The 23,144-nt window shown below is 58.6% G+C and carries 24 protein-coding genes and 1 tRNA gene; 15 read left to right on the top strand and 10 right to left on the bottom strand.

Annotated features, from left to right (window positions below; genetic code table 11):
• Positions 1–33: 33 nt before the first annotated feature.
• The gene (locus ACA064_RS26815; protein ID WP_497670820.1) at positions 34–1,149 is read right to left on the bottom strand and encodes a polymorphic toxin type 44 domain-containing protein; all 1,116 of its coding nucleotides are present in this window, start codon (positions 1,147–1,149) and stop codon (positions 34–36) included.
• 479 nt (positions 1,150–1,628) lie between these two features.
• On the opposite strand from ACA064_RS26815, the gene ACA064_RS26810 reads away from it, so the two are divergent.
• The 3 genes from ACA064_RS26810 (at position 1,629) to ACA064_RS26800 (ending at position 3,016) form a co-directional block, all read left to right on the top strand.
• Positions 1,629–2,018, top strand: coding sequence for a hypothetical protein (locus ACA064_RS26810; protein ID WP_497670819.1), 390 nt, complete (start codon positions 1,629–1,631; stop codon positions 2,016–2,018).
• A gap of 170 nt (positions 2,019–2,188) precedes the next feature.
• Complete coding sequence (locus ACA064_RS26805) at positions 2,189–2,557, top strand: PH domain-containing protein (protein WP_497670818.1); 369 nt, start codon at positions 2,189–2,191, stop codon at positions 2,555–2,557.
• 108 nt (positions 2,558–2,665) lie between these two features.
• Positions 2,666–3,016, top strand: a complete 351-nt coding sequence (locus tag ACA064_RS26800; protein ID WP_497670817.1) for a BON domain-containing protein — start codon at positions 2,666–2,668, stop codon at positions 3,014–3,016.
• Between the two features lie 105 nt (positions 3,017–3,121).
• Here ACA064_RS26800 and ACA064_RS26795 read toward each other — a convergent pair whose 3' ends face one another.
• Positions 3,122–4,339, bottom strand: a complete 1,218-nt coding sequence (locus ACA064_RS26795) for a patatin-like phospholipase family protein (protein ID WP_497670816.1) — start codon at positions 4,337–4,339, stop codon at positions 3,122–3,124.
• Between the two features lie 312 nt (positions 4,340–4,651).
• Between ACA064_RS26795 and ACA064_RS26790 the strand changes: the two genes are divergently transcribed.
• Together ACA064_RS26790 and ACA064_RS26785 are read left to right on the top strand one after the other, a co-directional pair.
• A complete protein-coding gene (locus ACA064_RS26790; protein WP_497670815.1) occupies positions 4,652–6,109 on the top strand; it encodes a DUF3300 domain-containing protein in 1,458 nt (485 codons plus the stop codon).
• A gap of 13 nt (positions 6,110–6,122) precedes the next feature.
• On the top strand, positions 6,123–7,013 hold the full coding sequence (locus ACA064_RS26785; RefSeq protein ID WP_497670814.1) for a DUF2950 domain-containing protein: 891 nt from the start codon (positions 6,123–6,125) through the stop codon (positions 7,011–7,013).
• Between the two features lie 90 nt (positions 7,014–7,103).
• Here the strand turns inward: ACA064_RS26785 and ACA064_RS26780 are convergent, their stop codons facing one another.
• The 7 genes from ACA064_RS26780 to ACA064_RS26750 form a co-directional block, all read right to left on the bottom strand.
• On the bottom strand, positions 7,104–7,718 hold the full coding sequence (locus ACA064_RS26780) for a hypothetical protein (protein WP_497670813.1): 615 nt from the start codon (positions 7,716–7,718) through the stop codon (positions 7,104–7,106).
• A complete protein-coding gene (locus ACA064_RS26775) occupies positions 7,715–7,897 on the bottom strand; it encodes a hypothetical protein (protein ID WP_497670812.1) in 183 nt (60 codons plus the stop codon). Before ACA064_RS26775 ends, ACA064_RS26780 begins: the two co-directional genes overlap by 4 nt.
• Before the next feature lie 2 nt (positions 7,898–7,899).
• Positions 7,900–8,514, bottom strand: a complete 615-nt coding sequence (locus ACA064_RS26770) for a hypothetical protein (RefSeq protein WP_497670811.1) — start codon at positions 8,512–8,514, stop codon at positions 7,900–7,902.
• Positions 8,511–9,983, bottom strand: a complete 1,473-nt coding sequence (locus ACA064_RS26765) for a PAAR domain-containing protein (protein WP_497670810.1) — start codon at positions 9,981–9,983, stop codon at positions 8,511–8,513. The genes ACA064_RS26770 and ACA064_RS26765 overlap by 4 nt, the downstream gene beginning before the upstream one ends.
• 348 nt (positions 9,984–10,331) lie before the next feature.
• Positions 10,332–10,703 (bottom strand): DUF6124 family protein, encoded by a 372-nt coding sequence (locus ACA064_RS26760; RefSeq protein ID WP_497670809.1) that lies wholly within the window; start codon positions 10,701–10,703, stop codon positions 10,332–10,334.
• 705 nt (positions 10,704–11,408) lie between these two features.
• Positions 11,409–11,738 carry a hypothetical protein gene (locus ACA064_RS26755; protein WP_497670808.1) on the bottom strand — a complete coding sequence of 110 codons (330 nt, stop codon included), beginning with the start codon at positions 11,736–11,738 and terminating at the stop codon, positions 11,409–11,411.
• Positions 11,739–11,976: 238 nt separating this feature from the next.
• Positions 11,977–12,061, bottom strand: a tRNA-Leu gene (locus ACA064_RS26750).
• A 108-nt stretch (positions 12,062–12,169) separates the two neighbouring features.
• Between ACA064_RS26750 and queA the strand changes: the two genes are divergently transcribed.
• The 6 genes from queA to ACA064_RS26720 all read left to right on the top strand — a co-directional run bounded on the left by queA (position 12,170) and on the right by ACA064_RS26720 (position 18,260).
• The gene (queA, locus tag ACA064_RS26745; protein ID WP_497670807.1) at positions 12,170–13,234 is read left to right on the top strand and encodes a tRNA preQ1(34) S-adenosylmethionine ribosyltransferase-isomerase QueA; all 1,065 of its coding nucleotides are present in this window, start codon (positions 12,170–12,172) and stop codon (positions 13,232–13,234) included.
• A gap of 5 nt (positions 13,235–13,239) precedes the next feature.
• On the top strand, positions 13,240–14,355 hold the full coding sequence (gene tgt, locus ACA064_RS26740) for a tRNA guanosine(34) transglycosylase Tgt (protein ID WP_150802190.1): 1,116 nt from the start codon (positions 13,240–13,242) through the stop codon (positions 14,353–14,355).
• Positions 14,356–14,397: 42 nt separating this feature from the next.
• Positions 14,398–14,733 carry a preprotein translocase subunit YajC gene (gene yajC, locus ACA064_RS26735; RefSeq protein ID WP_150802004.1) on the top strand — a complete coding sequence of 112 codons (336 nt, stop codon included), beginning with the start codon at positions 14,398–14,400 and terminating at the stop codon, positions 14,731–14,733.
• A gap of 63 nt (positions 14,734–14,796) precedes the next feature.
• A complete protein-coding gene (gene secD / locus ACA064_RS26730) occupies positions 14,797–16,665 on the top strand; it encodes a protein translocase subunit SecD (RefSeq protein WP_497670806.1) in 1,869 nt (622 codons plus the stop codon).
• 9 nt (positions 16,666–16,674) lie between these two features.
• Positions 16,675–17,589: a protein translocase subunit SecF gene (secF, locus tag ACA064_RS26725; protein ID WP_497670805.1), complete on the top strand. Its 915-nt coding sequence runs from the start codon at positions 16,675–16,677 to the stop codon at positions 17,587–17,589.
• 122 nt (positions 17,590–17,711) lie between these two features.
• The gene (locus tag ACA064_RS26720; protein WP_497674336.1) at positions 17,712–18,260 is read left to right on the top strand and encodes a glycine zipper 2TM domain-containing protein; all 549 of its coding nucleotides are present in this window, start codon (positions 17,712–17,714) and stop codon (positions 18,258–18,260) included.
• A gap of 375 nt (positions 18,261–18,635) precedes the next feature.
• Here the strand turns inward: ACA064_RS26720 and suhB are convergent, their stop codons facing one another.
• Positions 18,636–19,451 (bottom strand): type III secretion system regulator SuhB, encoded by an 816-nt coding sequence (suhB, locus tag ACA064_RS26715; RefSeq protein ID WP_150641554.1) that lies wholly within the window; start codon positions 19,449–19,451, stop codon positions 18,636–18,638.
• Between the two features lie 145 nt (positions 19,452–19,596).
• Between suhB and trmJ the strand changes: the two genes are divergently transcribed.
• The 4 genes from trmJ (at position 19,597) to ACA064_RS26695 (ending at position 23,090) form a co-directional block, all read left to right on the top strand.
• Entirely contained in the window at positions 19,597–20,367 is a 771-nt protein-coding gene (gene trmJ / locus ACA064_RS26710) for a tRNA (cytosine(32)/uridine(32)-2'-O)-methyltransferase TrmJ (protein WP_497670804.1), read from the top strand.
• 2 nt (positions 20,368–20,369) lie between these two features.
• Positions 20,370–21,146, top strand: coding sequence for a serine O-acetyltransferase (gene cysE / locus ACA064_RS26705; protein ID WP_497674335.1), 777 nt, complete (start codon positions 20,370–20,372; stop codon positions 21,144–21,146).
• Positions 21,147–21,332: 186 nt separating this feature from the next.
• On the top strand, positions 21,333–21,824 hold the full coding sequence (gene iscR / locus ACA064_RS26700) for a Fe-S cluster assembly transcriptional regulator IscR (RefSeq protein WP_497670803.1): 492 nt from the start codon (positions 21,333–21,335) through the stop codon (positions 21,822–21,824).
• A 51-nt stretch (positions 21,825–21,875) separates the two neighbouring features.
• The gene (locus tag ACA064_RS26695) at positions 21,876–23,090 is read left to right on the top strand and encodes an IscS subfamily cysteine desulfurase (RefSeq protein ID WP_497670802.1); all 1,215 of its coding nucleotides are present in this window, start codon (positions 21,876–21,878) and stop codon (positions 23,088–23,090) included.
• Positions 23,091–23,144 lie beyond the last annotated feature (54 nt).

Below are 23,144 nucleotides of genomic sequence, written 5' to 3'. Positions count from 1 at the left end.
ATCCATAGCCACCGTAAGTAACGTGATCGGGGTTTATTTGCAGACGTGGACACGGATTCCATCCCCCCAGTCTTCTGGAGCAATTGCCAGCACCTCGTCCATGATCATCTTCGCGGTTATACCGTCATTGAGGTGCAGGTTGGCGAGCTTCATGCCGATGCTGATTGATACTCGATCAGCGACATCATCCCATGATCGCAACTCTGTCCAGGGGCTGGCGGTAGGACGGGGGCCGGGGAGTTCTCTTTCCTCTTTGGGCTTTGTCCATAACTCTTTGGTTTTCCGCAAGGTGTCCGAGGCGATTTGTTCAGCCCCAGCACCGTCCAGCAGCACACTTTCTGAAAGTCCTCCTGCAATGCCGATGTACCCATAATGGATGTTTGACCAGATGTCGTAGTAGTACTCGTACCTCCCTTGCTTGTGCCGGACGACACCGTTGTACATCGCCTCCAGTTTCGGCTTGTGGTCCCACTCCATATTTTGACCCACTTGTTTAGTCCAGATCGCCATCGCCTCAAGCTTATTGGTCCATGCGATGGTGTTGAAATTCGGTGGTCCGGCCAGTCTGGCGTACCATGGTAGCTCGAGGAATTTCTTGGCCGCAGCGCTGCTATCGTAGTTGATCAGTTCTTTCATTTTCAGCACGGCTGGATGCTTGATGTTTCGATTCATCTCACCAGCGATGTAGGTAGCAAGCTCTTCCATTTGGTCTGGATGGTTACAGGTTGCGGGGGCACCGAGATCGCCGAGTGGGGCAGTGGCTTTCTCTGCAGGCTTCGGATCAGCCACCTGGGGTTTCGATGTAAACCGGTTGCCAGGTTGGGTCGCCGGTGGGGCGGCTCTCCTGGTAGCCCGCGGCGCAGGGCGTTTCTCATTCTGATAGGTGGCCGTGAATACCGAGGGGAGCAGTTGGGCTTCACAGGGACAATTGCTGAAGCTATCCAGCGTGCCAGCCACGCGCTTGCCGTGACTGATCACGTGCGAAACGCCACCCACAATCTGATAAGTCTTGTCGTCCTTTCCACAAGTGACTCGATCACCTTCACGGGCATGAGCGATGCCGTACAACATGACTCTGGTATCACCATCCAGGACTTTGCCCCCACAGCTGGTTTCGTCATCCAAGCCAATGAAATATCCTTCATTCATTGATTTTCCTCTCCATTTCATCCGACCGAGTCCAGGGTGTTCCCGACCGTAGGTTGCGACCGTTTTTCCCCTCGGCAAAAGCACTGAGCCGGGCGAATATCGGGGCGCTGATAAATAAGACGGTGGGACGCTAACAGGCCGCACCCCCAATGGCAGGGGCATCCGGAGCGAATAGGAAATGACGCAGAAGAATTAATCCATTTCCTACACAGCAACTCGGTCAGCCCGCCGAAACTACAAGCTGCCTTGGGAAAAAGTGGGAAAAGGGGGACGGATTTATCTCCCGGCTTGCCAGTTGATCGAAAAATAAATTGGTCTCTTCTGATTTCCAAGGCCAATCCAAAGGCCGATCCGGGTTAACCGGCTCAGCATTGCGGCTAGACTTCGATTTGCAGGCTGCCAGGTTTTGGATTTTTCGAATGGAGTCGAAGCGATACCCGCTGAATTCTCTTTCCCTGATGTCCTCGAGGGCGCAGACCATGAACAGCAACTGGCTCGCCAATGGCATGAAATTGGTACTGGCCATCGGTGCGGTATATGCCATCAGCGAGTACTCCATCGAAGCGAACCGAAAGCAGGACGCGCTGTGCGAAATGGCCCAGCTGTACGTGGAAGACCTCTATGCCAAGGCGCGGGTTTCAGTTGCTGCGCCGCCAGCGGGCGCGTACGTAGAGGCCGAGCTGTTCGCATCCGTCAGCGACAGCGATTCCGCCATGAGCGAAACCGATATCGAGGCCCAGATCGAGCGGGTGGCCAATGAAGAGCGACGGATACCAGCTGAGGTTCTGCAGGAAATCAAACGTGCCGAGAAGGCGGTCAGCGACGCCTGCGACCACTACGCAAGCAGCTTCGGGCCGAGTACTAAATAGCAGCAGACAAAAAAGGGGATACCCATTGAGGATGTTTTTCCCGGCGCGTAACAAGTTGAAAGGTCGTACGCAATGCTGGCCAATCGAGCTGGCAAGCAAGGATTTGCGTCAGTTATAGTCAGCAGTTCGCGAAAATCCTGGATGATTATTTTACTAACGAGGACTGCTGGATGATTGATTTCGACAACAAGGGTTTCTTCAAGCTGAAGCAAAACGATGAATACGCTGAACGTGTCACTTCCCTTCTGCTGGAAGGAGAGCAGGTAATCGATTCATATAAATCCATGCGTGATGGCGTGGTATTTACGAACAAAAGAATCATCGCGGTAAATGTGCAAGGCATCACCGGAAGCAAAAAAGACTTCACCTCCTTGCCCTACAAAAATATCGTCGCCTATTCCGTGGAGACGTCCGGAACATTTGACCTGGACTCAGAGCTGGAAATTTATTTTTCGTCGCTGGGTAAAGTAAAGTTTGAATTTACCGGGAAGACTTCGATTGTAGAAATTTCGAGGCTCATATCCAGCCATGTTCTTTGAGTAGGCAGCTATGAGTCGATCATGGAGATAGCGCTCCGACCGCAGGCAACGGCCGCACTATAATTAGTGTGAGACAGTCCGTCTGATTGCGCGAGAGAGGGTTGCGCCATGAAAAATCACGCCTTCCAGCATTACTCTCATGATCTGGGAATGGCCGTTCACGACGCGTGGACTACCGCCAAGGTGAAGTCGGCCCTGGCCTTTGCCGAACCGACCCTTGGCCTGCACATCAATGTCAAAACCCATGCGGGCACTGTGTCGTTGAGCGGTCGCGTCAACACGCATAGACAGTGTGAACAGGCCATTGACCTGGTCCGTGCGGTTCATGGTGTCGCCGAAGTCGATGCCAGCAGGTTGCAGACTCATGTGTTCACGCCAGGGAGTGTTTTTGAAGCTCCCGACGCCGAAGAGAACACTGAAAGTCGGCCACAATCGTCAGCAAAGAGGGACGATAAATGACCAGGGAGGGGAAACGGAAAAGGGGGGACGGATTTATTTTTTGGGTAAATAGGTCCCCTTTATGTTGTTGTCCCTTTATTAGTTATTGAGCGCAACACACGCTCACTATTTCCCCGTTGCCGGTGCAACTGGAGGAGCGAATCCGGGCGGAACTTTGAACCACGGGAAGCCATGCAATGCCATGTCATAACCGGTGTCGTAGAGCTTGCGCATGTACTCGTTGTCGAACTCTTCCTTGTGGGGGAATTTGAAGCTCGACGGTATGAACCCGAGGTTGAAGTCCACACCGTCGCGCTGGGTGGTGGCATAGATCCGGTAGAGGTCGCCGATGCCCTGGCTGTGGATCAGCGAGGCGACCGCGCGCCCAGCGATGCTCATGGTGCTGCGCTCGACCTGCGCCCAGTCCGGATCGAGTCGCGCGTTGCGTATCACGTAGAGCCTGCGCTCGCGGGTGAATCCTGCTTTTGCCGCCTCCTCATTGACCCGGATCCCAACCGGATAAGCGAATACCTGCGCCATGATGCCGCCGTCCACGTGCATTTCCTGATAGGTTTTACCGTCGACTTCCACATCGATCATCATTGGCGGAAATCCTCCCGGAATCGAGGCGGATGCGATCATGATTTTCACGAAAAGATCCAATGCCTCAGGACCACCATAGGTCGCGATTTTCCCCATGTCCCAGATAATGGGGCGTCGCGCATCAAGGTCGGCGGTTGCGATCAACAGAAAGCGGCCCTTCGCGTACTCGGCGGCGATCTCCTTGAGCATGTCATCGGTCACCGATTTGCGCGTCAGCTTCAACAGCGGTGCATTGTCCGACATCGCATCGCCCAAAACGCCGGCGACAAAGCTGCGCGGCAAAATGACGTCTTTGGGCGATAAGGTGGTATAGACCCGCTTCAGCTCCGCGTCGTACTTCGGCCCAAGAAAGGCGAAAGGCGCAATCAGCGCGCCCGTGCTGATGCCAGTAACGAGTTTGAATTCAGGGCGCTTTCCTGTAGCCGTCCAGCCATTCATCAATCCCGCGGTGAACGCGCCATTGTCACCACCGCCCGAAATTGCCAGATATACCGCTGGCGGTAGGGGCCCTTTGTGCCCCTGCTTCACGAGGTAAGCCTGTTCGCGCAGCAGTGCTTGAAGCGCGACTCGGGTCAGCTCCGTCATGTCTCCACCAGCGACATAACGCACCCCTGGCATTCCCGGGATCTCCGCTCTCGCCGTCAACTCGGTCGGCACCGCGGATAGGCGAGGCGGCGCCCAGGCGCAGCCTTGCGTCAGCACAAACAGCGCCACAATCAGGCTGATGATTTTTATAGTCATCTCTATATCCCGCTGTTCGATGGTTTTGATGGCGACAAGCGCTCGGGCGGCTCATTGCTTAACAGCATCGTTACCGCCCCTTGGGTGACCTGATAGGCTATTGAACTCACCAAGGGCACCGGTTGGTTTATTCCCATGAGCTTAGGTCATGTGGGTGCGAACGCAGGCCTCTGGTGCATGAGGCCACCATCCGAATAAATCGCTACGCCCCCCTTATCCCCCAGCTATGATTTAAAAGATTGCGCCCCGCCTACGGCAGTCGCTACGCCCCTGCATCCAGTCCCGCTTTTTCTTCCCCCCGGGAGAAGCGTCATGCGTGTTTGCTATTGCTTCAGCGCAATCCTGCTCGCCGTGTTGTCTCTGTCCGGCTGTTCGGACGAGGACGATTTCTTCACCACGAAGGCATTGGCCGCCGTTCCCGAGTCAGGTGTAGCGGGCGCTGCGCCCGCAGCTGAACCGACTGCACCGGCCGAGGCTGTCTTTGCGCCGGAGGAACTCGACCAGATGCTGGCGCCGCTGGCCCTGTATCCGGATTCGTTACTGGCCCAGGTACTCATGGCGGCGACCTATCCGGGCGATGTCGCCGACGCCGTGGCTTGGTCCAAGGCGCATCCGGACATCAGCGGCGACGCCGCCGTGCGTCAAGTCGCGAACGAACCCTGGGATCCGAGCGTGCAATCGCTGGTCGCCTTCCCGGCAGCGCTGGCGACCTTGGGTCAGGATCCGGCCTGGGTGCAGCGCGTGGGCGACGCCTTCCTCGCGCAGCCCAATGCCGTGATGGATTCAGTGCAACGCCTGCGCCGGCAGGCGCAAGCCGCCGGCCACCTCGAATCCAACGAGCAACAACGCATCACCGTGCAGCCGGCCGCGCCGGCACCGGCCGATTCGACCGTGGTGGTGGTGCAGCCTGCTGCCACGCAGACCATCATCATCGAGCCGGCCCAGCCGCAGACCGTCTACGTACCGAGCTACAACCCGAGCGTGGTCTATGGCACCTGGGCTTACCCGTCCTACCCGCCGGCGTACTACCCGCCGCCGCCGGGCTCCTACCTCGGCACCGCGCTCGCCACCGGCCTGGCCTTCGGCGCGGGCGTGGCAATCGTCAATTCGCTCTGGGGCGACTGCGACTGGGGCCGTGGCGATATCGACATCGATGTCAACCGCTACAACAACATCAACTCCAACCGCCAGATCAACGCCAACCAGAACACCTGGAGCCACAACTCGATCAACCGCGACGGCGTGCCATACCGCGACCGCGCCCACCGCGAACAGAGCGGCCGGCGTTTGGCCGGCAGCGAACAGCGCGACGCTTTCCGCGGCCGCGATCCGGTGAGGGCCTCCCAGCGCGAGCGCGCCAGCCAGTCGCTGGCGCAGCGCGGCATCGAATCGCCGGCCACCAGCAACCGCCAGGCGCGCGAGCGGGCCCAGGCCACGAGCCGCGATCTGCGCAAAGAACCCCAGGTGCGCGAGCGCGCGCAAGCCAGTGCACAGACGCGCCAGAATACCCAGGCCGGTGCGCAGAAGCGCCAGCGCGAGCAAGACAATCCAAAGGTCCGCCAGCAAGTGCGTCAGCAGCAGGCCAGCACACAGGGGCCGCGCAACAATGCCTTTGCCGGCGCCAGCAACCCCTCGCTGTCGCGAACGCAAGCCAGTCGCGGCCAAGCCAGTCACGTCGCCGCCAGTCGGCCAAACGCGGCGCGCGGCGGCGGTCATACTGTGCAACGCCCGTCCCGAGCACCGTCCCGGGGCGGCGGCCAACGGCGCTGACAGGAGACTCGCCATGAATGCTGCATTGCGTATTTTACCGGTTGCGCTGCTGGCGGTTCTGGCCCAGGACGTAAGCGCGCAGCAGGCCTTTCGCAGTCCGGATGCCGCCGCCGAGGCCCTGGTCGCCGCGCTCGGCACCAAACAGGCCGATCCCGCGCGCCTCGCGGCCTTGCTCGGCGCCGACTGGCGCGCGTATATCCCGCTAGAGGGCGTCGACCGCGACGATGTCGATGCCTTCCTCGCCCGCTACCGGGAAAAACACAGCACCCAGTCCGACGGACAAGGCCAAGTGCATCTGGTGGTCGGCACCGACCCCTGGACGTTGCCGCTGCCGATCATGCAGGGTAAGGATGGCTGGGCCTTCAACGCCAAGGCCGGTGGCGAGGAGATCCGTGAGCGCCGCATCGGTCGCAACGAACTGGCCACCGTGCAGTCGGCGTTGGCCTACTACGATGCCCAGGTGGACTACGCCGAGGTCGACCGCGACGGCGACGGCGTGCTTGAGTACGCGCAGAAGTTCATTAGCAGCAACGGCAAGTACGATGGTCTGTACTGGGCCGAGGAGCCCGGTATAGAAGAGAGTCCGCTCGGCCCGTTGTTCGGCGACGCCAAGCCCGGCGGCGAATGGCATGGCTACCATTACCGTATCCTCGACGCACAGGGGCCATCAGCGCCGGGCGGCGCTTACAACTATAAGCTCGGCGACAACATGAGCCGCGGCTTCGCCCTGATCGCCTGGCCGGCGAAGTACGGCGACAGCGGCGTGATGAGCTTCATGATCAGCCACGAAGGCCAGATGTTCGAGAAAGACCAGGGCCCGGACAGCGCGAAACTGGCGACGGCCATGCGACGCTTCGATCCGGATAGCAGTTGGAGTGATGTCGAAGAGCAGTCGGTGCCTTGAGGGCGAAGTGCATGCGCTGATGGATATCGGACAGGTCGGCCATGGGGTTGTTGCCAAAGCAAATGGTACGTTCGTTATCGAGGCGCAAGATCATTGCTTCACCCATGGCGTGGCAAGTTGCAACGTGATGAGGTAGCGCTCCTCTGTGGGACGCTTATCGTCTCGGAAGCGACTAACCACCAGCATCACTTGATACTGGTTGCCCGCTTGCCAGTAAGCAACACTGCTTTTGTTCACATCTCGTAATTGGACGCGCCATTGGGGCGTGTCGGCAAACGGTGGATCGTCCTTGACCCGGATTGGTATCCAGCCAGTTCTGCGCCATTGCTCCTGTAAATCCAGCACGATTTTGAGTGTATCGTCGAGCAATAGCGGCTCGATTTGTGGGGACAAACGGACATTGCCCACCAGTTCATCATCGAAACTAACCGTGAAGAAGCGAGCCAGTGGGGTCACGAACCCGTATTGAGGGTCGGTAAAACGGAGGCGAGCATCAGACTTGGGAATATTGAACCAATAATGCCCAGGAATGGCTGGATCAATGCCCGCACTGGAGCGTTGGCGCATGGCCTCGTAAGGCTCGCCAATCACCAGCGCGATTTCCGGTTCACTCGATTGCATTTGAATCGCCGCCATCGTAAGGAGGGCAGCGGCCGCCAGTGCAAATACCGCGCGGCGCCAACCCACGCGTTGCAGCAGGCTCATCGAACGCCCCGGCCTGCGGCAATATCCCGAATCGCCTGGTCGATCAGGTAGCGATCAGGGGGCTGCAGCAGCTCATCAAACCGCGCCGCGGCCTTGAAGGCCATGCGCTGATGGATATCGGACAGGTCGGCAAAGTGATTGCTGCCAAAGCCAATGGGACGTCCGTCATTAATACGCATGTTCAAGGCCCACCCCGAGACTTGCCCAGTCCGATCGTGATGAGGTAGCGCTCCTCTGTGGGACGCTTATCGTCCCTGAAGCGATTAACCACCAACATCACCTGGTACTGGTCGCCCGCTCGCCAATAGGCCGTGCCCCCTTTATTCACGTCGCGCAATCGGGCACGCCATTGCGGGGTGTCGGCAAACGATGGAAAGTCTTTGACCCGGATGGGTGTCCAGCCCCCTTGGCGCCATTGCTCCTGCAAGTCCAGCACGATCTTGAGCGTATCGTCGAGCAACAGCGGCTCGATCTGCGGGGACATACGGACACTTCTGACTAACTCGTCAGTGAAACTAACCGTGAAGAAGCGGGCCAGTGGGGTCACGAACCCGTATTGGGGGTCTATGAAACGAAGGCGGGCGTCGGATTTTGGAATGTTGAACCATGAGTGCCCAGGAATGGCTGGACCAATGACTGCACTAGAGCGCTGGCGCATGGACTCGTAAGGCTCGCCAATCACCAGCGCGATTTCCGGTTCACTGGCGCCAAGGCGTACCGCCGCCAACACCAGGAGTGCGACAACGGCCAGACCGATCCCGCCACGTTGCCAGCCGAGAAGCGCGAGCCTTTTCATCGCACGCCCCGGCCTGCGGCGATATCCAGAATTGCCTGTTCGATCCGGTGGCGATTGCCGTTCCGCAGCAGCTCGTCAAACTGCGCCGCCGCCCTGAGCACGAAGGCCATGCGCTGATGGATATCGGACAGGTCGGCCATGGGGTTGTTGCCAAAGCCAATGGTACGTCCATCATCGACGCGGCGGCATTGGCTGGCCAGTGTCAGTTCGATGGCTTCAGCGGCGCCGGACGGGACGCCGGTGATATAGGAAACATGGTTGCTGCGCAGCAACCATACCAGTCCCCGGTCCCGGTACATCGCCGGTTGCAAGATGTTGGCCTGTTCGTGCTCGGCAAGAAGCGCAACGCTTTCGGCGATATTGCCAGCCTCAATGGCTTCAAAGGCTTGCAGGATTTCCTCGTAGTCCGTACCGAACTTTAGCGTCTCCTGCGCTACCGGCCACAGCACCGGGTGCTGGTCATGCCCATAAATGTTTTTGCGTGAAGGCAGGCAGGTTTCAAGCGCCTTCAACCCACGCTCTTGGTAAAACGCATGCAGCGGAAACACGTCCAGAAACAGCGTGGTATTGCCCATGGCCAGCATCTCGTACACGTACTGGTACAGCTGCTGCGCATACGACAGCGATTCGTCGTCGCTCCTGAGGTCGATGCTCGGCAGCGGGTTGTTGCGGTAGGCTTGCTCGTAATCGCGCTGTGCCTGCTCGAAGTCCCGCAGTTTCGCCTGCCTTTCTCGCTCACTGCGGCTGAGCAAGCCAAAGAACCCTTTCCTGGCGCTATTCCTCAAGCGCTGTCCCGCTTCATATTCAGCCTGAATCTTCTCGATCGAATCGGCAGCGTGCAGCAGGCCACAACCGACCTGTTTCGAGGCAAAGGCGGCGAGGCCCGCCCATTGGAAGCGCTGATCCTCAAGCCATAACCTGGCATAGGCGGCATTGATCGCGCGATTACGCGCCTTGGGGTCGGCGATCAGCCTGCCACCCGGTGCCACGATGGACTCGGCTCTTTGCTGGTACCCGAGCCAGAGGTTCTCGCAGACCCGCCCCGGCAGTTCAGCGAAGGTCGGAGTGGGACGGGTCGCTGCAGGCGCGAAACCGGAAGGGCGCGGCTCGGCTACCGATTGACGGGTTGAGGTCGCAGCGGCGGGTTGTGCGGCAGCCCGGGGGCGTGGTGCGACGTCACCACCGTCGATCACCTGGCACCTGAGGGTCTGGTTGGCAATCAGCCGCGGCGGCGGGTCGCACTTGCAGCTGCAGAGGTCGCCGTCCAGGGCGGCGTTACGTCCATCCAGCAGGTCCACCAAATGCGGGCCATCGCAGACGATTACCCCGGTGCTGTCACATTCCGGGCAATCGACCTCATCGCCTTCGCGGGCCATGGCCAGGCCATTGATGGTGCTGCATTCCCAGCCAGTGAGCACGGTGCCGTTGACGGTGGTTTTGGCCCCGACGGTGATGTGGTAGCGCCTCATGCGGTCTATGTCCTTGTTTTATCTGCAGGGACGAACACGCTAGGTAAGGCGATGTGGGAGATAAATCAGACGTTTCTTTGGTTGATGTAGGTTTGCTCTGTAATGGGAAAAGGGAAAAGGGGACGAAGGGAAAAGCGGAAAAGGGAAAAGGGAAAAGGGAAAAGGGGACAGATTTATTTTTTAGACGGAAAAGGGGACAGATTTATTTTTTGGTAAGTGCTGTGTGCGATAAATAAATCTGTCCCCTTTTCTCTTCTCATCACAGTTTCTGTGCTCAGCACCGCTGGCACCAAATCCATTCAACTTTGGCGCGCCCGCGATCGACGCGGGCGCGTTTGCTCTAGCTGCCTACACCTTCAACGAATGCTCGCGATCCAGTGTCTTTTCGATCAACAACAACCCCAGCTCCATGAGGCTATAGATGGCCAGGGCGATGTTGCGGTGTTTGCCTTCCAGGTCGTCGGAAAGATCCAGGGTCAGGGTGCTGGCCGAGCAGAAAGTTTCGTAGGTGTGGGCCATCAAGGCTTCGGGGTTGATGTCCGGGGCGACGGTGAAGAATTGGTTGGGGCGCTGGTCGTTGGGGCGAGGCTTGTTCGATGGTGGTGGGGTCAGGTAGTGATCGAGGGCTCGGTCGGCGGCCTCGTGGAGTTTTTTTGAGTCGAGGGATTCGTAGGGGGAAACGTTTGGGGTTTCGGGCGGATTGGGGGTTACTTTGTACATTTCTCTCGGATCCTTAAGTTTGAAGTTGCCACCGATTCGCTACTAAACGAAGGGGTGGCAGCTGTACGCAGGTTAGTAGACCGGGGATCCAAGGAACCGGCGCGCCCGAGGGCGCCCTACGCACAGCCACCATCAAGTGCAGGTAAAGGGAATACCTGACTAATTGGAGCGCTATGCACCTTGGAAAACCACGAGCTACTAAACCCGATCGCTGATGGGCAGCGACAGGAGAACGTTAGTGGCGTGGGGCAAGGCGCACAAGCGGGCGAATTCTGGGGGAATTGTAGGCAGTTGCGCAAGGTTGTGTAGTCAGTGGCGAGGAGCTTGCAAAAATCCGGGAGTCGTCGCCCAGCACCTGGGCTTTGTCGATCCCGCGATTCTGTCGTTGGCAGTTGAAACGCCTATGACGGACAAGAAAAAGGGCAGCTTTGAGGGCTGCCCTTAAACGTTTTGCTTGATATTCATATACACACCCTCAAGCAGGGGTGTGGAGGTCTCACCCTACGCTGATGTCCAGCCATCGACGGGGTTCTTACGTCAGTTATAGCCGCTGGAGGCAACTGGTTTCGCGCTCACGGCCACTTTTGAACGAAGTTGACACTCCCGTCAACCACTCTAAGTGTAAAAAACTATCAGTGCGGCCCTATGAATATTGGGAGTTCTTCCGGCCGAAATGGCCTAGGAGAAAAGGGGACACCCCATCATTCACTGAATATCTTTCAAGTATTCCATGAGCGCGATGAGCGGGGTATCAAGCTGCTCCATGGTCTGAGCACCGGAGAAATTAGCTGACAACCTATGCAACTCGCGACCCAGAGGTGTATTAACACCACCTACCGATTTCAGCGCCAAACCCAGGCATTCATCGACTTTAAGCTGGATAGCCTCGACATCACCTCTGCGCACCAGCAAGCCAAATACCTCCCTCTGATAGCCGCTCATTATCAGATCGTCGCGCAAAATCGGACTTTGGCCTTCCGTCTCGTAAGCCAGTTTGAGGGAGTAAAGGGCGACGGTTTCCAGTGGCGATTCCATGGGGTGGATCCTTGTGATGTCTTACCGATAGGACGGATAGAGGTGACAGGTCTTTTTGTTTATCTTCCGTTAGCCGAGGTGAAGTGGCGCATCGAAAGAGCAAGATCAAAAGATCGCAGCCTTCGGCAGCTCCTACAAAGGCGCGCGCGTGGTGTCATTGGGGCGCGCGCAGGGCAGGGAGGATCGCTTTTCTACAGGCATAAAAAAAGGCCCTGCAATGCAAGGCCTTTCTTAATTTTGGTGCCCCGAGGGAGACTCGAACTCCCACTCCTTTCGAAAACGGATTTTGAATCCGCCGCGTCTACCAATTCCGCCATCAGGGCTCAATGGCGGCGAAGTATAGAGATGAGATTACCGTTGGTCAATCACGTTTCATGGTCAATTTTGACTATTTCCGCTAAACTTCCCGGCCCTGCTAGACGAACCCCATCATGCGCGTTGCTGACTTTACCTTCGAGCTCCCTGATTCCTTGATTGCTCGCCATCCTTTGGCTGAGCGTCGTGGCAGTCGCCTGTTGACCCTGGATGGGCTCAGCGGCGCCCTGGCACACCGTCAATTCACTGATTTGCTTGAGCTTTTGCGCCCAGGCGATTTGATGGTGTTTAACAATACCCGGGTGATTCCGGCGCGGCTGTTTGGCCAGAAGGCTTCCGGCGGCAAGCTGGAAATTCTGATCGAGCGGGTGCTCGACAGTCATCGCGTGCTGGCCCATGTGCGTTCCAGCAAGTCGCCCAAGCCTGGTTCGAAGATCCTGATCGACGGTGGTGGCGAGGCCGAGATGCTGGCGCGTCATGATGCGTTGTTCGAGCTGCGGTTTGCCGAGGAAGTGCTGCCGCTGCTGGATCGCGTCGGGCATATGCCGTTGCCTCCTTATATAGACCGCCCGGATGAGGGCTCGGACCGCGAGCGTTATCAGACGGTCTATGCCGCGCGTCTGGGCGCTGTGGCGGCGCCGACGGCGGGGCTGCATTTCGATCAGCCGCTGATGGAGGCGATTGCCGCCAAGGGCGTCGAAACTGCGTTCGTGACCTTGCACGTTGGCGCCGGGACGTTCCAACCGGTGCGCGTGGAGCGTCTCGAAGATCACCACATGCATAACGAATGGCTGGAAGTCAGCCAGGAAGTGGTGGATGCGGTGGCGGCCTGCCGTGCCCGTGGCGGGCGGGTGGTTGCGGTCGGTACTACCAGCGTGCGTTCGCTGGAGAGTGCGGCTCGCGATGGCGTGCTCAAGCCGTTCAGCGGCGATACCGATATCTTTATTTTCCCGGGCCGGCCGTTCCATGTGGTCGATGCCCTGGTGACCAACTTTCATTTGCCTGAATCCACATTGTTAATGCTGGTTTCGGCGTTCGCCGGTTATCCCGAAACCATGGCTGCCTATGCCGCGGCCGTCGAGCATGGGTACCGCTTTTTCAGCTACGGTGATGCGATGTTCATCACCCGTAACCCTGCGCCAACTGCCCCCAAGGGTTTGGCCCCTGAGGATCATGCATGAGTCGTATGTCTTTTGAGTTGCTCGCCACTGATGGCAAGGCTCGTCGTGGTCGTCTGACCTTTCCCCGCGGTACCGTCGAAACCCCAGCGTTCATGCCGGTCGGCACTTACGGCACGGTCAAGGGCATGCTGCCGCGGGATATCACCGCCACCGGCGCCGAGATCATCCTGGGCAACACCTTTCACCTGTGGCTGCGCCCTGGCACGGAAGTGATCAAGAAGCACGGCGACTTGCACGACTTCATGCAGTGGAAAGGCCCGATTCTGACCGACTCCGGTGGTTTCCAGGTGTTCAGCCTGGGCGCCATGCGCAAGATCAAGGAGGAGGGCGTGACCTTCGCTTCGCCGGTCGATGGCGCGAAAGTCTTCATGGGCCCGGAAGAATCGATGCAGGTCCAGCGCGACCTGGGCTCGGACATCGTGATGATTTTCGACGAATGCACGCCGTACCCGGCCGATGAAGATGTGGCGCGGGTCTCGATGGAGCTGTCGTTGCGCTGGGCCCAGCGTTCGAAGAATGCCCATGGCGAGAATACTGCCGCACTGTTCGGTATCGTTCAGGGCGGGATGCACCAGGACCTGCGCATGCGCTCCCTGGAAGGCCTCGACCAGATCGGCTTCGATGGCCTGGCGATCGGCGGTCTGTCGGTGGGCGAGCCCAAGCACGAGATGATCAAGGTGCTGGATTACCTGCCGGGCCTGATGCCCGCTGACAAACCTCGTTACCTTATGGGCGTTGGCAAACCGGAAGATCTGGTTGAGGGTGTGCGCCGCGGTGTGGACATGTTCGATTGCGTGATGCCAACCCGCAATGCCCGCAATGGGCATTTGTTCATCGATACCGGCGTGCTGAAGATCCGCAACGCGTTCCATCGCCATGATGATACGCCGCTGGATCCGACCTGCGATTGCTACACCTGCCAGAACTTCTCCCGCGCTTATCTGCATCATCTGGACAAATGCGGCGAAATGCTGGGTAGCATGTTGAATACCATCCATAATTTGCGCCATTACCAGGTGCTTATGGCTGGTTTGCGCGAGTCTATTCAACAGGGTACATTGGCCGCCTTTGTCGATGCCTTTTATGCCAAACGCGGCTTGCCTGTTCCGCCTTTGGACTGAGTTTTCTGACCCTAAGATTCAATATTGCAACTGGAGTGCTAAATGAGCTTTTTTATCTCTAATGCCATGGCTGATGCCGCTGCACCTGCTGCTGGCCCAATGGGCGGTGGTTTTGAGTGGATTTTCCTGGTCGGCTTCCTGGTCATCTTTTACCTGATGATCTGGCGTCCACAGGCCAAGCGCGCCAAAGAGCAAAAAGCGCTGCTGGGTAACCTGCAAAAAGGTGACGAAGTTGTGACTACCGGCGGTATCGCCGGCAAGATCACCAAAGTGGCCGATGACTTCGTGGTTCTCGAAGTTTCCGACCAGGTAGAGCTGAAGTTCCAGAAAGGCGCTATCGCCGCCACGCTGCCAAAAGGCACGCTCAAAGCGATCTAAAGTTCCAACTTTTACCAATCGACGGGGCGCGCAAGGCGCCCCGCGTCATAAGCGGGCGGCGTGATGCTGAACAAATACCCTCTGTGGAAATACATACTGATCCTGGCTGTGCTGGCGATCGGCTCTATTTATTCCGCTCCCAATTTATACCCTGACGATCCGGCCATTCAGATCAGTGGTGCAAGTACTGCGCTGCAGGTCACTCAGGCTGATCTGGATCGGGCGAGCAAAGCGCTCTCCGACGCCGGGATCAACGTCAAGGCTGCCAGTCTGGCGGAGAAAGGCAAGGGCGGTTTGTTGCGTCTGATCAAGCAGGAAGACCAACTTCCGGCCAAAGACGTAGTGCGCAAGACCCTGGGCGATGACTATGTCGTTGCGCTGAACCTGGCACAAACCACTCCACAATGGCTGCGCAGCCTTGGCGCGCACCCGATGAAGCTGGGTCTGGATTTGTCCGGTGGTGTGCACTTCCTGCTGGAAGTGGACATGGATAAAGCCCTCGATGCACGCCTGAAAGTCTACGAAGGCGACGTCAAGAGCCTGTTGCGCAAAGATAAGGTGCGCTATCGCAGCCTGCCGCAACTCGATGGTGCCATTCAGCTGGGCTTCACTGATGAGCCTGCCCGCGAACAGGCCCGTACGCTGATCCGCAAGAATTTCAACGATTTCGAAGTGACACCTGCCGACCTCAACGGTCAACCGGTGCTGCGTCTGGCGATGACCCCGGCCAAGCTGGCGGAAATCCGTGAATACTCCATCAAGCAGAACTTGACCACGGTACGTAACCGCGTCAACGAGCTGGGTGTTGCCGAACCTATCGTTCAGCGTCAGGGTGCCAACCGTATCGTGGTTGAGCTGCCGGGCGTGCAGGACACCGCTGAAGCCAAGCGGATCCTCGGCAAGACGGCCAACCTTGAATTCCGTCTGGCCGCCGATGCAGGTGCTTCCAAAGCCAGTTCCGAGTCGTTCGAGTTCCGTGAAGGCGGTCGTCCTGCTGCACAGATCGAGCGTGGCCTGATCATCACCGGTGACCAGGTGACCGACGCTCAGGCAGGTTTTGATGAGCAAGGTCGTCCGCAGGTGAACATCAAGCTTGATGGTCACGGCGGCGAGTTGATGAGTCGTTCGACTCGCAGCAACGTCGGTCGCAGCATGGCGGTGATCTTCATCGAGCAACGGCCGATCACCACTTACACCAAGCAAGTGGTCAACGGCGTCGAGAAAGACGTGCCGGTGCAGACCTTCAAGGAAGAGAAGAAGATCATCAGCCTGGCGACCATCCAGTCGCCACTGGGCAGCCAGTTCCGTATCACTGGCCTGAACGGTCAGGGCGAGGCTTCCGAGCTGGCCCTGCTGCTGCGTGCCGGCGGTCTGGCGGCGCCGATGTACTTCGCTGAAGAGCGCACCATCGGCCCGAGCCTGGGTGCCGACAACATCGTCAAGGGTATCGATGCTTCCCTGTGGGGCATGCTGTTCGTTTCGCTGTTCATCATCGCCATCTACCGCTTCTTCGGCATCATTGCCACGGTCGCGCTGGCGGTGAACATGGTGATGCTGCTGGCCTTGATGTCCTTGCTGGGTGCGACGCTGACCCTGCCAGGTATCGCCGGTATCGTTTTGACCATGGGTATGGCGGTCGACGCCAACGTACTGATCTTCTCGCGGATACGTGAAGAGATCGCTGCCGGCATGTCCGTGCAGCGGGCAATCAATGAAGGCTTCGGCCGGGCATTTACCGCGATTCTCGACGCCAACCTGACCACGTTGTTGGTCGGCGGGATCCTCTTTGCCATGGGCACCGGCCCGGTCAAAGGCTTTGCGGTGACCATGTCCCTCGGGATCTTTACCTCGATGTTCACGGCCATCATGGTGACCCGCGCGATGGTCAACCTGATCTTCGGCGGTCGTGACTTCAAGAAGTTGTGGATTTAAGGGGCTGCCATGTTACGTACAATCAACTTCATGGGCGTTCGCAACATTGCGTTCGGCGTCACATTGCTCCTTTCGGCTCTGGCATTGTTCAGCTGGTTCCATAAGGGCCTGAACTACGGTCTGGACTTCACCGGCGGTACGCTTATCGAGCTGACCTACGAGCGTCCGGCCGATGTTTCCAAGGTGCGTGCCCAGCTGGCTGCGGCCGGTTATGGCGACGCCATTGTGCAGAGCTTTGGTGCGACTACCGATCTGCTGGTGCGTATGCCTGGTGAGGACCCGCAACTGGGTCATCAGGTCGCTGAAGCGCTGCAGAAGGTCGGCGGTGACAACCCGGCCGTGGTCAAGCGCGTCGAGTTCGTCGGCCCGCAGGTGGGTGAAGAGCTGCGCGACCAGGGCGGTCTCGGCATGCTGATGGCGCTGGGCGGCATCATGATCTACCTGGCTTTTCGCTTTCAGTGGAAGTTCGCGGTCGGTGCCATCGCCTCGCTGATCCACGACGTGGTGGTGACCCTGGGTATCCTCTCGTTCTTCCAGATCACCTTCGACCTGACGGTGCTGGCGGCGGTATTGGCGATCATCGGGTACTCGCTCAACGACACCATCGTGGTATTTGACCGGGTTCGTGAGAACTTCCGGGTGCTGCGCAAGGCCAGCCTGATCGAGAACATCAACATATCGACCACGCAAACCCTGCTGCGGACCATGGCGACCTCCATCTCCACTCTGCTGGCGATCGCGGCGCTGTTGTTCTTCGGTGGCGACAACCTGTTCGGCTTCTCCATCGCGCTGTTTATCGGTGTTCTGGCGGGTACCTACTCGTCGATCTATATCGCCAACGTGGTGCTGATCTGGCTGAACCTGAGCACTGAGGATCTGATTCCTCCGGCCGCCACTGACAAGGAAGTGGACGACCGCCCATAACGGCAAACGTCGCTTCTGGCTTCACCCAAAAAGGCGCGAGTATTGAACTCGCGCCTTTTTTTGTGCTCCAAGGCTGGGAGAAGCGCGGGCCTGTCCCGCATGTGATGGTCAGGAGGTTCATGATGAACAAGTCGATGCTCGTTGGTGCTGTGCTGGGTGCTGTCGGCGTCACCGCCGGGGGTGCTGTTGCCACCTATAACCTGGTTAAAAGCGGCCCTGAGTATGCGCAAGTGCTGGCAGTCGAGCCGGTCAAGACCCAGATCAAAACTCCGCGTGAGGTCTGCAAGGACGTCACCGTGACCCGGCAGGCGCCGGTGAAAGATCAGCATCAGATCGCCGGTACGGTGGTCGGTGCGTTGGCTGGCGGTCTGCTGGGCAACCAGATCGGCGGCGGCACGGGCAAGAAGATTGCAACCGTAGCGGGCGCGGTTGGCGGTGGTTATGCCGGCAACAAGGTCCAGGAAGGCATGCAGAATCGTGATACCTACACCACGACTCAGACGCGCTGTAACACCGTGAATGACATCAGTGACAAGATCGTCGGTTATGACGTGAAGTATTCGCTGGATGGCAAGGAAGGCAAAGTGCGCATGGATCGTGATCCCGGCAACCAGATTCCGGTCAACAAAGAAGGCCAGCTGGTTCTGGGGCAGAACGAACCTGCTCAGTGATGAGCTGATTTTCAGGTTCAAAAAAAGCACCCGATTGGGTGCTTTTTTTGTGCCTGAGATTTGGGTGATGCCACCAATCCCCTGTAGGAACTGCCGCAGGCTGCGATCTTTTGACCTTGATCTTGTGGGAGCGGGCTTGCCCGCGATAGACGACCTGCCAGCCGGCCTGTCTCTCCTGGATGTACCCGGATCTACCGTGGGAGCGAGCTTGCTCGCGATAGCGGACTGTCAGGCAGCATCCATGTTGAATGTGAAGCCCTCATCGCGAGCAAGCTCGCTCCCACAGTTGGTGTGGGGTGTTTTCAGGATGGGGCCTGGCTCAAATCCCGGGCACAAAAAAAGCACCCCGGAGGGTGCTTTTTTGGGGCTGCTCGCTTAGCGTTTCAGCGAGGCCGGCAGGTGCGGCTGGATGGCCGTCAGGACTGCTTTGAAGCATTTGGTGTTGCCGGCAACGACGTGGCCTTTTTCGAGGAAGTCGTGGCCGCCGGTGAAGTCGCTCACCAGACCGCCGGCTTCCTGGATCAGCAGGGCGCCTGCAGCCATGTCCCATTCGGACAGGCCTGATTCCCAGAATGCGTCGTAGCGACCGGCGGCCACGTAGGCCAAGTCGAGGCTGGCGGCACCGGCGCGGCGGATGCCGGCGGTCTGGCCAACCAGGCTGCGGAACATGCCCAGGTAGTTTTCCAGGTTGTCCATCTGGTCGTCACGGAACGGGAAGCCGGTGCCCAGCAGCGCGCCTTCAAGGCTGGTGCGACCGCTGACACGCAGGCGACGACCGTTGAGCTGAGCGCCGCGACCACGGCTGGCGGTGAATTCTTCCTGGCGAACCGGGTCCAGAACCACTGCGTGTTCCAGGCGACCACGGTATTTGCAGGCGATGCTGACCGCGAAGTGCGGGACGCCGCGCAGGAAGTTGGTGGTGCCGTCCAGTGGGTCGATGATCCACAGGTAGTCCACGCCATCGCCGCTACCGGCGTGCATGCCGGTTTCTTCGCCGAGGATGCCGTGAGTCGGGTAAGCCTTGCGCAGCGCGTCGATGATTTTCTGTTCGGCAGCGCGATCAACTTCGGACACGTAGTCCTTGGCGTCTTTTTCGTCGACCTTGATGGTATCCAGGCGCTCGATGGAGCGGAAAATCAATTCACTGGCGCTGCGGGCGGCGCGCAGCGCGATATTCAGCATGGGCTGCATGGATGTGTCACCTAAGGTTGTTAAAGAAAGCCGAGCATTCTAGCAGAAACTTTCTATAGATGAAGGTCGACGTTCGCTTTCATAGCATAACTGCAGGATGGTCTGTAAGATTTGCTCCCCTTTCCCGTGTCCGAGAGCGCCTCCCTTGCTGCAAAACATTCGTGTCGTCCTGGTCAATACCAGCCATCCCGGAAACATCGGTGGGGTTGCGCGCGCCATGAAGAACATGGGGCTGTCGCGGCTGGTGCTGGTCGAACCGCGGTTTTTTCCGCATCACGAGGCCGATGCCCGGGCTTCCGGCGCCGGCGATATCCTGGCCAACGCGCAGGTCGTCGCCACCCTGGAAGATGCCCTGGTCGGCTGCAATCTGGTGCTGGGTACCAGTGCCCGTGACCGGCGCATCCCCTGGCCGCTGCTCGATCCTCGCGAATGTGGGACGAAGGTGGTCGAGGAGGCCGCGCAAGGCGCCGAGATTGCCCTGGTGTTTGGTCGTGAAGATTCCGGCCTGACCAATGACGAGCTGCAGCGATGTCATTATCACGTGCATATCCCATCCGACCCTGAGTTCAGCTCGCTGAATCTCGGGGCGGCGGTGCAGGTGTTGAGCTATGAAGTGCGCATGTCCTGGCTGGCGGCTGAAGGTCAGCCGAGCAAGATCGAGAAGGATGAAGTGGCGTCGACCAAGAGCGGCGAGCTGGCGACCATGGATGAGCTGGAGCGATTCTATGAGCACCTGGAGCAGACTCTGGTGGCCATCGAGTTCCTTGATCCGGAAAAGCCTCGGCACTTGATGGCGCGCCTGCGCCGGTTGTACGGACGCAGCTCGGTCAGTCGGGCGGAAATGAATATATTGCGTGGCATCCTCACGGAAACCCAGAAAGCGGCCCGTGGCGAGCTTCTAAAGCGGAAGGATTAATGATGTTCGAGCGTTTGCGTGAAGATATCCAGAGTGTTTTCCATCGTGACCCGGCGGCACGTAACGCTTTTGAAGTCCTGACCTGCTACCCGGGCATGCACGCCATCTGGATCCATCGTCTGTCGTCGGTCCTGTGGGGTATGGGCTGGAAGTGGTTGGCGCGGGTGGTGTCGAACTTCGGCCGCTGGCTGACCGGGATCGAGATCCATCCGGGGGCCAAGGTCGGTCGACGCTTCTTTATTGACCATGGCATGGGCATCGTGATCGGTGAAACCGCCGAGATCGGCGATGACGTCACCCTTTATCAGGGCGTGACCCTGGGCGGCACCAGCTGGAACAAGGGCAAGCGCCATCCGACGCTGGAAGATGGCGTAGTCGTGGGCGCGGGCGCCAAGGTGCTGGGGCCGTTCACGGTCGGTGCCGGGGCCAAGGTCGGTTCCAATGCGGTGGTGACCAAAGCCGTGCCGGCGGGTGCGACGGTGGTCGGGATTCCGGGGCGGATCATCGTCAAGTCCGATGACGAGCAAGATGCCAAGCGCAAGGCCATGGCAGAGAAAATCGGCTTTGATGCCTACGGTGTCGGTGAAGATATGCCCGACCCGGTGGCTCGCGCCATTGGCCAGTTGCTCGATCACCTGCAGGCGGTCGATGGTCGTCTGGAGGGGATGTGCGGGGCGTTGAAGGATCTGGGCAGTAATTACTGTGCCAAGGAACTGCCTGAGCTGCGCGAGGAAGACTTTGCCTGTGTAAAAGGCAAGGATGAGAGTCAGGCCGGCTGAACCCCATCGCGAGCCTGCTCGCGATGAACGATGGCGCGGTATTGCTGGTGGATCACCGCCGCGCTTTGCTATCATTCGCGCGCTAATTTGCAGGTAAACCCGAGTAAAACACTAGGTCTTATAGTTGACTTAAATACTCGGGAATTGCATACTCGCCCCCATTCCGAAACTCCGTGGTACCTGCCCATGAGACTGACTACCAAAGGCCGCTACGCCGTAACCGCCATGCTCGACCTGGCGTTGCACGCGCAAAACGGGCCGGTGTCGCTGGCCGATATCTCCGAGCGCCAAGGCATTTCCCTGTCCTACCTCGAACAACTCTTCGCCAAATTGCGCCGCAGCAATCTGGTGTCCAGCGTTCGCGGCCCTGGTGGTGGCTATCAGCTATCTCGGGACATGCAGGGGATCCAGGTCGCCCAGGTGATCGATGCGGTGAACGAGTCTGTCGATGCCACCCGTTGCCAGGGCCTTGGCGATTGCCATGCCGGCGACACGTGCCTGACCCACCACTTGTGGTGCGATCTCAGCTTGCAGATCCATGATTTTCTGAGCGGTATCAGCTTGGCTGACCTTGTGACTCGCCGTGAGGTGCAAGAAGTAGCCCAGCGTCAGGACCAGCGTCGTTGCAACAGCAAGTCGCCGCGTCTGGACAAGATTGAAGCGTCTGCCGTCGAATAACAGCCATTAGAGCTAGCGGCACGCCAGCCAGCCTGATTTAGGAGATAGTCCATGAAATTGCCGATTTACCTTGATTACTCTGCGACCACCCCGGTTGATCCGCGTGTGGCGCAAAAAATGAGTGAATGCCTGCTGGTCGACGGAAACTTTGGTAACCCGGCGTCCCGTTCCCACGTGTTCGGCTGGAAAGCCGAAGAATCCGTGGAAAATGCGCGTCGTCAGGTCGCTGATCTGGTCAACGCCGACCCGCGTGAAATCGTCTGGACCTCCGGTGCCACCGAGTCCGACAACCTGGCAATCAAGGGTGTCGCGCATTTCTATGCCACCAAAGGCAAACACCTGATTACCACCAAGATTGAGCACAAGGCTGTCCTCGACACCATGCGCCAACTGGAGCGTGAAGGCTTCGAAGTGACCTACCTCGAGCCTCGCACTGATGGTCTGGTTACCCCTGAGATGATTGAAGCCGCCCTGCGCGACGACACCATCCTGGTTTCGGTCATGCACGTGAACAACGAAATCGGCACCATCAACGACATCGCAGCGATCGGCGAACTGACCCGTTCCAAAGGGATCTTGTTCCACGTCGATGCCGCGCAGTCCACTGGCAAGGTCGAAATCGACCTGCAGAAGCTGAAAGTCGACCTGATGTCCTTCTCGGCCCACAAAACCTACGGCCCTAAAGGCATCGGCGCGCTGTACGTGAGCCGCAAGCCACGTGTTCGCATCGAAGCGACCATGCATGGCGGCGGTCACGAGCGTGGCATGCGTTCCGGTACCCTGGCGACTCACCAGATCGTCGGCATGGGCGAAGCCTTCCGTGTAGCCAAGGAAGACATGGCTAGCGAAAACATCCGGATCAAAGCCCTGAGCGACCGTTTCTTCAAGCAGGTCGAAGGCCTGGAAGAGCTGTACATCAACGGCAGCATGACGTCCCGCGTACCGCACAACCTGAACCTGAGCTTCAACTATGTTGAAGGCGAGTCGTTGATCATGGCACTCAAGGATCTGGCGGTTTCCTCAGGTTCGGCCTGCACCTCGGCTTCGCTTGAGCCTTCGTACGTACTGCGCGCCCTGGGCCGCAACGACGAACTGGCGCACAGCTCGATCCGCTTCACCTTCGGCCGCTTCACCACCGAAGAAGAAATCGACTACGCCGCGCAGAAAGTCTGCGAGGCCGTTACCAAGCTGCGCACTCTGTCGCCGCTGTGGGACATGTACAAAGACGGCATCGACATCTCGAAAATCGAGTGGGCGGCGCACTGAATTCAAGTCGCCGAATACAAGCCCTGTGAGATATCGGGGCTTCAAGAGCGACTC

The sequence above is a fragment of the Pseudomonas sp. LBUM1658 genome, from assembly GCF_059716055.1.
This window is presented reverse-complemented; position numbering and strand designations above follow the sequence as displayed.

Bases quoted from the DNA above. Each gene is read 5' to 3' on its own strand.
- ACA064_RS26800 (WP_497670817.1), top strand. From the start codon at position 2,666: ATGAAAAATCACGCCTTCCAGCATTACTCTCATGATCTGGGAATGGCC.
- tgt (WP_150802190.1), top strand. From the start codon at position 13,240: ATGTCTTTTGAGTTGCTCGCCACTGATGGCAAGGCTCGTCGTGGTCGT.
- ACA064_RS26805 (WP_497670818.1), top strand. From the start codon at position 2,189: ATGATTGATTTCGACAACAAGGGTTTCTTCAAGCTGAAGCAAAACGAT.
- ACA064_RS26795 (WP_497670816.1), bottom strand. From the start codon at position 4,339: ATGACTATAAAAATCATCAGCCTGATTGTGGCGCTGTTTGTGCTGACG.
- ACA064_RS26815 (WP_497670820.1), bottom strand. From the start codon at position 1,149: ATGAATGAAGGATATTTCATTGGCTTGGATGACGAAACCAGCTGTGGG.
- secD (WP_497670806.1), top strand. From the start codon at position 14,797: ATGCTGAACAAATACCCTCTGTGGAAATACATACTGATCCTGGCTGTG.
- ACA064_RS26765 (WP_497670810.1), bottom strand. From the start codon at position 9,983: ATGAGGCGCTACCACATCACCGTCGGGGCCAAAACCACCGTCAACGGC.
- ACA064_RS26695 (WP_497670802.1), top strand. From the start codon at position 21,876: ATGAAATTGCCGATTTACCTTGATTACTCTGCGACCACCCCGGTTGAT.
- secF (WP_497670805.1), top strand. From the start codon at position 16,675: ATGTTACGTACAATCAACTTCATGGGCGTTCGCAACATTGCGTTCGGC.
- suhB (WP_150641554.1), bottom strand. From the start codon at position 19,451: ATGCAGCCCATGCTGAATATCGCGCTGCGCGCCGCCCGCAGCGCCAGT.
- iscR (WP_497670803.1), top strand. From the start codon at position 21,333: ATGAGACTGACTACCAAAGGCCGCTACGCCGTAACCGCCATGCTCGAC.
- queA (WP_497670807.1), top strand. From the start codon at position 12,170: ATGCGCGTTGCTGACTTTACCTTCGAGCTCCCTGATTCCTTGATTGCT.
- ACA064_RS26810 (WP_497670819.1), top strand. From the start codon at position 1,629: ATGAACAGCAACTGGCTCGCCAATGGCATGAAATTGGTACTGGCCATC.
- ACA064_RS26785 (WP_497670814.1), top strand. From the start codon at position 6,123: ATGAATGCTGCATTGCGTATTTTACCGGTTGCGCTGCTGGCGGTTCTG.
- ACA064_RS26775 (WP_497670812.1), bottom strand. From the start codon at position 7,897: ATGCGTATTAATGACGGACGTCCCATTGGCTTTGGCAGCAATCACTTT.
- ACA064_RS26780 (WP_497670813.1), bottom strand. From the start codon at position 7,718: ATGAGCCTGCTGCAACGCGTGGGTTGGCGCCGCGCGGTATTTGCACTG.
- ACA064_RS26755 (WP_497670808.1), bottom strand. From the start codon at position 11,738: ATGGAATCGCCACTGGAAACCGTCGCCCTTTACTCCCTCAAACTGGCT.
- ACA064_RS26760 (WP_497670809.1), bottom strand. From the start codon at position 10,703: ATGTACAAAGTAACCCCCAATCCGCCCGAAACCCCAAACGTTTCCCCC.
- ACA064_RS26790 (WP_497670815.1), top strand. From the start codon at position 4,652: ATGCGTGTTTGCTATTGCTTCAGCGCAATCCTGCTCGCCGTGTTGTCT.
- ACA064_RS26770 (WP_497670811.1), bottom strand. From the start codon at position 8,514: ATGAAAAGGCTCGCGCTTCTCGGCTGGCAACGTGGCGGGATCGGTCTG.
- yajC (WP_150802004.1), top strand. From the start codon at position 14,398: ATGAGCTTTTTTATCTCTAATGCCATGGCTGATGCCGCTGCACCTGCT.
- cysE (WP_497674335.1), top strand. From the start codon at position 20,370: ATGTTCGAGCGTTTGCGTGAAGATATCCAGAGTGTTTTCCATCGTGAC.
- ACA064_RS26720 (WP_497674336.1), top strand. From the start codon at position 17,712: ATGAACAAGTCGATGCTCGTTGGTGCTGTGCTGGGTGCTGTCGGCGTC.